The sequence below is a fragment of the Actinomycetota bacterium genome, assembly GCA_036280995.1.
Classification (GTDB): domain Bacteria; phylum Actinomycetota; class CALGFH01; order CALGFH01; family CALGFH01; genus CALGFH01.
The window spans coordinates 1-9,240 of record DASUPQ010000286.1; the positions used below are offsets into that span (position 1 = coordinate 1).

Here is a 9,240-nt window from a genome sequence, read left to right on the forward strand (position 1 = left end):
TGCATCGGCCCGGCGGTTGCGGTCCGGAGCGGGGTGGTGTCATGGGGTGGGGGTGTGGATGGCTGGTTGTCCGGGTCTCTGGGCGCGGATACAACTCGTTCCGGCCGGATCGCCGATCGTCCCGCCAGTTCCGTTGCGCCGTCCCGTCGCCGTCGTGCCGAGAGGAGCCGTCCGATGCCGTACCGTCCGCCGTCGCCGGCGACCCTTGACCGATGAGTCGTCCGGCGGGGGAGCCGGCCGCCCTGGCCGCGTGTTCCCGGAGCATGGGCGGTGCCGCCGCCGCGCTGCGGGAGGTCCGCGCGCGGCTGGGCCGCACGACCTCGTCCGAGGTCGTGGCCGGGGCCTGGCGGGGCCCGGCCAGCGAGGCGTTCCTGGTCGACGGCGCCGGGCTCCAGGTCGGGATGGGCCGGGCCGCCGACGTCCTCGACCAGGCCGCCGGCGCCCTGTCCGAGCTGGCCGGCCGCCTGGAGCAGGCCCAGGCGACCTGGGACCGGGCCCAGCGCCTGGCCGCCGGCGTCGGGGTCGACCTGGAGTCGCAGGGCGGGGGCGGCCCGGCATCGCAGGGCGGCGCCGCCCGGCCGCCGCTGCGGAGCGCCTGGAACCCGCAGGGAGGCGTCCTGTCGCCCGCCGATGCGGTCGACCCGGCGGCGATGCTGGTCGCCGGGCAGGCCGGCCGCATGGCCACGGCGGCCGAGCACGAGGCCGCGGCCGCCCGGCGGGTCGCCGCCGCCCGCCTCGACCAGGCGGCCAGGCCCGTCTCCGCCGCCTCCCCGCCCCGGGGCCGGGGCGGCCACCGGCCGGCCGGGACCGGGCAACCGGGGGGCACGCAGGGCCACGGTGGTGACCGCCACGGGGGGCCCGTGCAGAGGGCGGTGGGTCGGGTGCTGGAGGCCGGGGCCGAGGTGGCGATCGCGACCCACCACCTGATCGCGGGCGCCGAGGCGCGGGTCGAGGCGGCGGGCCGGCTGGCCACGACCGCCGACGACCCGTCGGTCCGGGCGGCGGCGGGCCGGGTCGCCCACTCGGCGGCCACGCCGCCGCTGCTGCGCGGCATGCACCTCGGCGTGCTGCCGCTGCTCGCGCCCGTCCTGGACTTCACCGCCTCGGTGAGCCACGGCGAGTCGCTCCTGCGGGCGTTCGTCGGGGCGCTCGGCGGCGCCATCGGCGCCGACCTCGGCGGCCGGGCCGGCATGGCCATCTGCGGCGGCACGGCCGCCGCCACCCAGGGCACCGGGCTGATCGTCTGCCCCACCGTCACCGCCATCGGCGGCGCCCTCGGCGCCCAGGCCGGCAGCGCGGCCGCCCTCCACGTCTATGACGAGCTCACCAAGCCAGACTCCGGTCCTCCCCATCCCGAGCCGGTCCACCCGGAGCCGGCCGATCCGGCCGGAGCCGTCAGGCGGGGGTCGGTGCCGGTGGGCGGACCTCGCCCGGGGCCGGGGTCGGGAGGGTGACGCGGTGGGGATGGGTGTAGACGTTCATGGTGTCGCCCCGGAGGAAGCCGACCAGGGTCATGCCGACCTGGTCGGCCAGCTCCACGGCCAGGCTGGAGGGGGCGCTGACGGCGGCGACCAGGGCCACGCCGGCCACGGCGGCCTTCTGGACGACCTCGAACGAGCACCGTCCGGACACGAACAGCACCATCCCGGCGAGCGGCAGCCGGCGCTCCGTGGCCGCCCAGCCGATCACCTTGTCGACGGCGTTGTGGCGCCCGACGTCCTCACGGACGCAGCGCACGTCGCCGTCGGGGCCGCAGACGGCGGCGGCGTGGAGGCCCCCCGTCTGCTCGAACACCCGCTGGGCCTCCCGGACCCGGTCGGGGATGGTGGCCAGGACCCCGCTGGCCACGGACGGGCCGTCACCGGCCAGGTTCGGGCAGGCCACGGTCACGGCCTCGATCGACGCCTTGCCGCAGACGCCGCACGACGAGGAGGTGACGGCCAGGCGGTCGAGCGACGGGTCGGGGACCGGCACCCCGGGGCGCAGGTCCACGGAGAGCACGTTGAACTCCTGCGCCTGCCCCTCGGGGGCGCAGAACCGGACCACCTCGATGTCGTCGGGCCGGGCCACCAGCTGTTCGCTGACGCAGTAGCCGATGGCCAGCTCGACGTCGTTGCCGGGGGTGCGCATGGTCACCCCGACGGGGCGGCCCGCCACCCGCAGCTCCAGCGGCTCCTCGACGGCCAGCCGGTCGCGCACCCGCCGCGCCTCGCCCCCGGCGCCGACCCTGAGCACCCGGCGCTCGGCAATCCCCCGACCCGCCATGGCCGCCTCCCGAGCTCGGCAGTTCCTTCCGGCAACCAGCCTACGTGGCCCTCCGCCCGGGCGCCGCCCGGGCCGGGCCCCGCTCCCCGCCCCGGGCGGGCGCGTCAGGTGAGGACGACGCTCGCCGGAACCCGGTTGTCGCCGAAGAACACCGAGTCGCGGAACTCGATCCCGACCGGGCGGCCCAGCTCCAGGGCCTTGGTGAACAGGTCGATCAGGCCGCGCTCGTGCTCGGTCATGGGCTCGTACAGCGGGATGCCGTAGGGACGCGGGGAGGCGTCGGTCTCGGCCCTGAAGAACGCGACGGGCCCCGCCTCCTGGATCCCGATGCGGGTCACGGCCGCCGGACCGCCGGCTCGGAGCAGCGGCAGGGCGGCGGCCTCGAACCGGTAGAGCAGGCGCGTCGGGTCCAGGGCGACCGAGTTCCGGTCCGACCAGAAGCGCCGGTCGGAGGGGTCGACGACGATACGGAGCTCGAAGTGGAGGTGCGGGTCGCTCGGGCCCGAGCCGATCTGGCCGATGAGGTCGCCCTTGGTCACCGATTCGCCTGGCTCGACGCAGATGCTGCCGCCGTCCAGGTGGAGGTAGCGCGAGACCAGGCCGGCCCCCGACGGGTGGTGGTCGATGGTGAGGTTGCCGCGCACCCCGGTGGCGCCGCGCTCCACCTCCACGACCCGTCCGGTGTAGGCGGCGAAGACGCAGTCCCCGGCCTCGCCCTCCAGGTCGACCGCCTCGTGCACCTGGTGCTTGACGTACCGGGCCGGCGGCCGCGCGTCGCCTGGGTCCTGGTCGCCGGGGTCCTCGTCGTCGGGTGGGCGGGACGGTGGCTCCTCGAACCGCGTGCAGGGGTCGCAGTCGCCGACGTTGCCGATGGCGGGCCGCTTGGCGCCGAAGAAGCCGTTCTCGGTCCGCAGGACCAGGGGCGGCAGCAGCGGCGGCACCAGCAGCAGCGGCTGGGGCGCGTGGACGGGCTGCAGGGCCATGAGGGCTCAGCCGTCGCCGGGAGGGCGGCGCTGCTCGCGCTCGTCGGCGGCGGTGATGGCGCGGGCGACCAGGGTCGGAGGCATGTGGCCGTAGGACAGGACCCGGTCGTGGAAGCGGCGCAGGCGGAAGGCGTCGCCCAGGCGGGCCTGGGAGGCGGCCCGGAGCCGTTCCAGCTCCAGGCAGCCGACCAGGTAGCTGAAGGGCTGGGTCGGGGTCATGGTGTAGCGGGCGACCTCGGAGCGGGCGGTGGACTCCTCCAGGCGGCCGACCGAGACCGCGCGGGCCACGGCGGCCTGGTAGGTGAGGTCGCCGGACTGGAGCTCCATGTCGAGCACGATCCGCAGCGCCCGCAGCAGCCGCATGGCCAGCTGGGCCAGGCGGGCGGCGTCGTCGTAGTAGCCGACGTCGTGCATCAGCTGCTCGGTGTACAGCCCCCAGCCCTCGATCATCACGCTGGAGCGGATGGCCCGCCGGGTCAGCGACGGGATGCGGTTGACGCTGGTCATCTGGAGGTGGTGGCCGGGATAGCCCTCGTGAGCGGCCACGGCGGGGATGATCGCGTTGGCGTGGTCGCGCAGGCCGGCCTCGTCCGGTGGCGGAGTGACCCAGAAGTACCCCTGCTGCCAGGCGTCGAAGGGGCCGGCGGGGAGGTAGGCGGCGAAGCCCATCACGGGGCGGAGGAACTCGGGGGTGGCCTCGACCCGGGCCATGGCGTCGGGGTTGGTGGCCAGGTCCTCGGCGAACACGAACGACTCCAGCCGCTCCAGCTCGCGCTCGTAGGCCGGCAGCAGCCCGTCGGGGCCGGGGTGGTCGGCCTTGAGCTCGTCGAGCTTGGCCGACCAGTCGGACCCGCCGAGCTTGGCCGCCTGCTCGGTCAGGGCGGCCGTGACCTCCTCGATCTGGGCCTCGCCGATCCGGGAGAACTCGGCCGGCGTGGTCGTGAAGCAGTGGACCTCACGGAGCTTGCGGGCCTGGGCGGCCTCGCCGATGGCGAACGGGGCGTCGTCGGGGAACCGGGCGGCGTGCTCGTCGCCCAGCCAGCGGGCGAAGTCGCGCAGGGCCTGGGCGGCCGTCGCCGCGGCGGCCTCGACCCGGCCAGCCAGCCGGGTCCCGGCGGCCAGGGGACCGAGCGTGCCGGCCAGGAACTCGGCCCCGCCGCTGGCCGCGCCGACGGCCATCTGACGCCACAGGGCCGGGCAGGGCTCGTCCAGCAACGCCCTGGCCCGATCGAGGAAGGCCGGGGCCGCCTCCAGCCGCTCGGTGGCGTCGGCCAGCCGCTGCTCCAGCGGGGCGAAGTCCCGGGCGACCAGCAGCAGGATCGACGCGGGCACGGCCGTGGCCGCCTCGAACGGGTTGCGGCGCCACGGCCGCTCGGCCTCCTCGGCCAGCAGCGCCTCGGAGATGGCGGCGGCGAGGGCGTCGCGGTCGACCGCCTCCTCCTCGTCGGCGGGCGCGACCGCGGTCACCCGGCCCCGCAGCTCGGCCAGCCGCCGGGCGAAGTCGTCCAGGCGCTCGGCCGTCACGACCTCGAGCCGGCCGTCGTGCTCGTGGCGGCCGAACGCGGTTGCCGCGGTCGGGAACATCTCGAAGACCAGGTCGAGGTACTCGGTTGTCAGCGGGGCAACGGCGTCGGCCACGGGCACACGCTCCTCTCAGGCGGAAGCATGCACCGAGCACCGGGCACGGCCAAGCGCGGCTCAGGAAACTCTCAGGTTCCGTTCCTATAGTTCCCGGCAGTCCTCCTCAATCGCGCCATTTCAGATAGGGAACGGCTTGGGACGACTGCTCGGCGACCCGGAGGTCTGGGACGACAGCCCGTCCCGGCCCCGCCCGGCGGTGCGGGGACTGGCCGGGCTCGCGGCCGGCGCCGTCGCCGGGCTCCTGCTCGCCTTCGTGGTCGTCCCCCGTCCCGACCCGCCGCCGGTGCAGGTCCGGCTCCCGCCGGCGGCCGAGGCCCCCAAGCTCCGGGTCGAGCGGCAGGTCCTGTACAGCGTCGGCCTCGGGGCCGGGCCCATGCTGCTGTCGCGTTCGGGCCGGCTGGAGGAGGTCAACGCCGACGGGACCGACCGCCGGGTGGTCTCCCAGAGCGTCCGGGCCAGCGCCGTGGTCGGTCCCGACCGTTCCGGTGTCCTGGTCGCGCTGGACGGCGGGGTGGTCACCCGGGTCGAGGCCGACGGCGCCAGCCGCCGGCTCGGCCCCGCCGGCTTCGTCGCCGACGGCCTGGCCGGCGCCGGCCGGCAGCTGCTGGCCTGCCCCGATCCGGCCGAGCAGCCGGCCGACGGCGGCCTGCTCCTCGACGCGGCCAGCGGGCGGTCGCGGCCGGTCAAGCTCGGCTGCCCGGTCGCCTGGGCGGCCCGGGCCGGGGTGTTCGCCGGCGCCGGCGGGCCCTGGACCCGGGTCGAGGGCTTCCTGCGGGCCGCGGCGACCCCCAAGGGCGGCTCGGTGCTGGTCGGCCGGCCCGGGAAGCGCCCCCGCGTGCTGCTGGACGCGCGGCGGCTGCGGGCCGAGGCGGGCCGGGGGGCGGTGGTCGACGGCCTCGCCCTGAGCCCGGACGGCAAGCTGGTCGCGGTGTCGGCGGGCCGGCCGGGTGGGGCGTGGTCGGTGCTGGTGACCGGGACCGACGGGCGCCGGGTGGCCGCCATCCCGCTGGCCGCCGGGCACCGGCCGGCCTGGATCGGCTGGTCGGACCGGCAGGGCTCGACCACCCTGGCCGTCGCCGCCGTCGACCGCCGCGGCGGCCTGGCCACCGCCGAGCTGGCGGCCAGGCAGGCGGGCGGCTACGTGCTCGCCTGGCGGCCCGGCGGCGGCGCCCGGGTCCTGGCCTCCGGCGTGCCGATGGTCGCGGCCGACGGCTTCGCCTGGTCCTCGGACGGGGACTCGGTCGCCATCTCCTCGCCCTCGGGGGTCCTGGTCGTCAAGCAGGCCGACGTCGTCTACACCACCGCCACCCCCGTCACCGGAACCCTCCTGGCCTGGCCGGCCCGAGCGGCGCCATGAGCGACCCACTCATCGAGCAGGGCCGGGGCCGGCGGCGGCTGGCGGTGGTGGTGCCGGTGGTCGCGGTGGTCTGCGGGCTGGTCGTGGGCGGGCTGGCCGGGGAGCGGGTGGCGGGGCGGCGCGACCCCGGGGCCGTGCCGAAGACCGAGGCACGGCCGGACGGGGTCCACGGGAGCAGCGGGCCGGTGGAGCAGCTGCGGGGGGTTGGGACGCTGCTGTTCATCGACCAGCAGGGGCGGGCCCACGCGCAGGGCGCGGACGGGCGGGACCGCCGGGTGCTGGGGCAGCTGGGGGAGCTCGCGGCCCAGCGGGCGCCGTCAGGGGCCGACCTGGAGGTGGCCGCGCACCTGCTGGCGTTCCCCCCCGACGACCGGCCGGCCGAGCTGGCACCCGACGCCGACCGGGTCTACCTGCAGACGGGCGACGGGGCGGCCGCGGTGGGGCGGCTGGTCGACGGGTCGCTGCGGCGGCTGCTCCCGGCCGGGTGGAAGGCGGCCGGGCCGCCGCGGCACTCGGCCGACGGGAGCGTGCTCGGGGTCTGCGGCTACCGCGTGGGCGGGGGGCCGATCCCCGGGGTGACGGCCGCCACCAGCTGGGTCCTGGACGGGGCCGGGGAGCGGCTGGCCACCCTGCCCGGCTGTCTCTACGACGTGGCCGCCGACGGCGGCGCGGCCCTGGTCGCCGACCCGGCCGAGGGTCGCCGGGCCGGTCCCGTGCCCGGCCGGGAGCTGCTCCGGCGGCCCCCGGTCGGTCCCTCCGACCAGCTCACCAGGGGCCTGCGCCTGTGGCGGCGCGACGGCGGCTTCCGTCCCGTGCTCGGCTTCGACGAGGTGGTCCGGGTGTTCCGGACCGTCCAGCCCGGGGCCGACCCGCGCGGCCTGGTGATCGTGACCGCCGTGCTCGGCCCGGACGGGCGCCAGGCCGCGGTCCGGATCGTCGACGCCCTGGCCGACGGCCATCCCCGGACGAGCCCGGAGGCCGAGGTCCTGGCCGTGGTCGACCTGGCCAGCGGCCGGGCCGAGCTCATCCCCGAGCACCTGCCCGGCCTCTTCACGTTCCTCCCCACCGGTGGCCGGGCCTGGACCGGCGGCGCCGGCACGGCCACCTACCTGCCCCACGACCGGCCGCCGCAGCTGCTCCGCTCGGGCATCGGCAACGACGCCGTCTACGCCCTCGTGCCCAGCCCCGACGGTGCCTGGCTGCTGCTGGCCGGAGGAGCCACCTGGCGGTTCATCCGTGCCGACGACCCCTCGGTGCAGGTGAGCTACCCGGCCCCCGGCCGGCTGGCCGCCTGGGTCCCGGCGGCCGGCTCATGAGCAGCCTGCGGCTGGCTCTGCGCGGGCTGCGGGCCCGGGCCGGGCTGTCGGCGGCGCTGCTGGCCGTGACCACCTTCGCCGTCGGGGTGGCCGCGGCCGGCGCGATCTACCTGCGGGCGGCCGGGGAGTCCCTGCTCGCCCAGAACCTGCGCACCGCGACCAGCTACACCGCCGGCCTGCATGTCAGCCAGGTCGTGGCCGACGGCCGGGAGCTGCGCAGTCTCACCGTGTCGCTGGCCGCGGCCCTGCCGGCCGTGCCGGCCCTCGCCCCGCCGGTCACCGGCCTGGAGACCCGCACCCCGGTCCCGATCCGGGCCGAGGGCGGCCAGCCGGCCAACGCGTACCTGGCCGGCCGCGACGGCCTCTGCGACCACCTGGTGCTCCAGGCTGGCCGCTGCCCCGGAGCCAGGCCGCTCGGCCTGCCGGCCGAGGCCGCCCTGAGCCGCCGGGCCGCCGACTGGCTCCGGCTGGACGTCGGCGACCGGTTCCGGGTCGAGGGGTTCGGGGCCGGCGCCGCCGGGCGCGACCTGGTGGTGGCCGGGATCTACACCCCCACCCCCCGCGACGAGTTCTGGTTCGGCGCCCAGCAGGCCTACTTCCCGCCCCCGCCGCTCGACAACGAGCAGCCGCCCATGGACGCCGTGTTCCTGGCCAACGCCGACCTGCTGCCGGTGGTCGACGGCGGGACCATGGACATCCGGGCCCGCTTCGACCACTTCATCCAGCCGGACCGGCTGCGCCTGGCCGACACCCGGGCCGTCCCCGCCGCCCTCGGCGAGGTGGCCGAGGTGCTGCGGGTCAACAACCCCAACGCCACCGTCCTCACCGGGCTGGCCGACGTGGTCGCCAAGGCCGAGGCCGACCGTCAGGCCCTCACCGTGCCGGTGCTCCTGGCCGACGTCCAGCTGGCCGCCCTGGCCCTGCTGATCCTGGTCGTGGTCTCCGCCATGACCGCCGAGGCCAGGGCCGGCGAGGTCGCCCTGGCCAAGGTGCGGGGCGCCACCACCGGGCAGGCCTTCGGGCTGGCCGTGCTGGAGCTGGCCGTCATCGCCGCCCTCGCCCTCCCGGCCGGGCTGGCGGTCGGCTGGCTGGGCGCGTACCTGCTGGCCCGCAGCCAGCTCGAGGCCGGCATCCCGGTGGCCGTCACCCCGGCGGCGGTGGTGGTGGCACTGGCCGCCGCCGCCGTCGCCCTGGGCGCGGCCAGCCTGGCCAGCCTGGGCGCGGTCCGGCGGCGGATCCTCGACCAGTGGCGCCGCGGCCGCTCCGACCAGGTCGGCCGGCGGGCGGTCGTCCTGGACGTGGTCCTGCTGCTGGTCGCCGCGGCCGCCCTGGCCAACCTGCGCGCCTCCGGGACCCGCCAGGCCACCGGCGGCTACGACCTGCTCGCCACCCTCGCCCCCGGCCTGGCCGTGCTGGCCGCCGCCCTGGTCCTCGGGCGCTCGCTGCCCCTGGTCGCGGGCTGGCTGGTCCGGCTCACCGGCCGCTCCCCGGGCGTGGCCACCTGGGTCGGGGCCCGCCTGGTGGCCCGCCGGGGCGGCCCGGCCCTGCGGGTGGTGATCGCCCTGGCCGCCGCCTTCGGGCTGGTCGCGTTCGCGGTCACCGTCCGCCAGGACATGGTCCGCAACCGCCACGACCGGGCCTTCACCCTGGTGGGGGCGGCCGAGCGGCTCCAGGTGGT

7 protein-coding genes are annotated in these 9,240 nt (G+C 77.5%); 4 read left to right on the top strand and 3 right to left on the bottom strand.

The window, feature by feature from the left end:
- The first annotated feature begins 212 nt into the window (after positions 1–212).
- On the top strand, positions 213–1,454 hold the full coding sequence (locus tag VF468_09655; protein ID HEX5878573.1) for a hypothetical protein: 1,242 nt from the start codon (positions 213–215) through the stop codon (positions 1,452–1,454).
- On the opposite strand, the gene fdhD is transcribed toward VF468_09655, so the two are convergent.
- The 3 genes from fdhD to VF468_09670 form a co-directional block, all read right to left on the bottom strand.
- Positions 1,396–2,265, bottom strand: a complete 870-nt coding sequence (gene fdhD, locus VF468_09660) for a formate dehydrogenase accessory sulfurtransferase FdhD (GenBank protein HEX5878574.1) — start codon at positions 2,263–2,265, stop codon at positions 1,396–1,398. The genes VF468_09655 and fdhD overlap by 59 nt on opposite strands.
- A 104-nt stretch (positions 2,266–2,369) precedes the next feature.
- The gene (locus tag VF468_09665) at positions 2,370–3,248 is read right to left on the bottom strand and encodes a M23 family metallopeptidase (GenBank protein HEX5878575.1); all 879 of its coding nucleotides are present in this window, start codon (positions 3,246–3,248) and stop codon (positions 2,370–2,372) included.
- Between the two features lie 6 nt (positions 3,249–3,254).
- Positions 3,255–4,886, bottom strand: a complete 1,632-nt coding sequence (locus VF468_09670) for a DUF885 domain-containing protein (protein ID HEX5878576.1) — start codon at positions 4,884–4,886, stop codon at positions 3,255–3,257.
- Positions 4,887–5,022: 136 nt separating this feature from the next.
- Between VF468_09670 and VF468_09675 the strand changes: the two genes are divergently transcribed.
- From VF468_09675 to VF468_09685, 3 genes are all read left to right on the top strand, one after another.
- Positions 5,023–6,246: a hypothetical protein gene (locus tag VF468_09675; protein HEX5878577.1), complete on the top strand. Its 1,224-nt coding sequence runs from the start codon at positions 5,023–5,025 to the stop codon at positions 6,244–6,246.
- Entirely contained in the window at positions 6,243–7,562 is a 1,320-nt protein-coding gene (locus VF468_09680; protein ID HEX5878578.1) for a hypothetical protein, read from the top strand. Before VF468_09675 ends, VF468_09680 begins: the two co-directional genes overlap by 4 nt.
- Positions 7,559–9,240 (top strand): FtsX-like permease family protein (locus tag VF468_09685; GenBank protein ID HEX5878579.1); only part of this gene is annotated, 1,682 nt, incomplete at its 3' end. The genes VF468_09680 and VF468_09685, both read left to right, overlap by 4 nt.

Bases quoted from the DNA above. Each gene is read 5' to 3' on its own strand.
- VF468_09680 (HEX5878578.1), top strand. From the start codon at position 6,243: ATGAGCGACCCACTCATCGAGCAGGGCCGGGGCCGGCGGCGGCTGGCG.
- VF468_09665 (HEX5878575.1), bottom strand. From the start codon at position 3,248: ATGGCCCTGCAGCCCGTCCACGCGCCCCAGCCGCTGCTGCTGGTGCCG.
- VF468_09655 (HEX5878573.1), top strand. From the start codon at position 213: ATGAGTCGTCCGGCGGGGGAGCCGGCCGCCCTGGCCGCGTGTTCCCGG.
- fdhD (HEX5878574.1), bottom strand. From the start codon at position 2,265: ATGGCGGGTCGGGGGATTGCCGAGCGCCGGGTGCTCAGGGTCGGCGCC.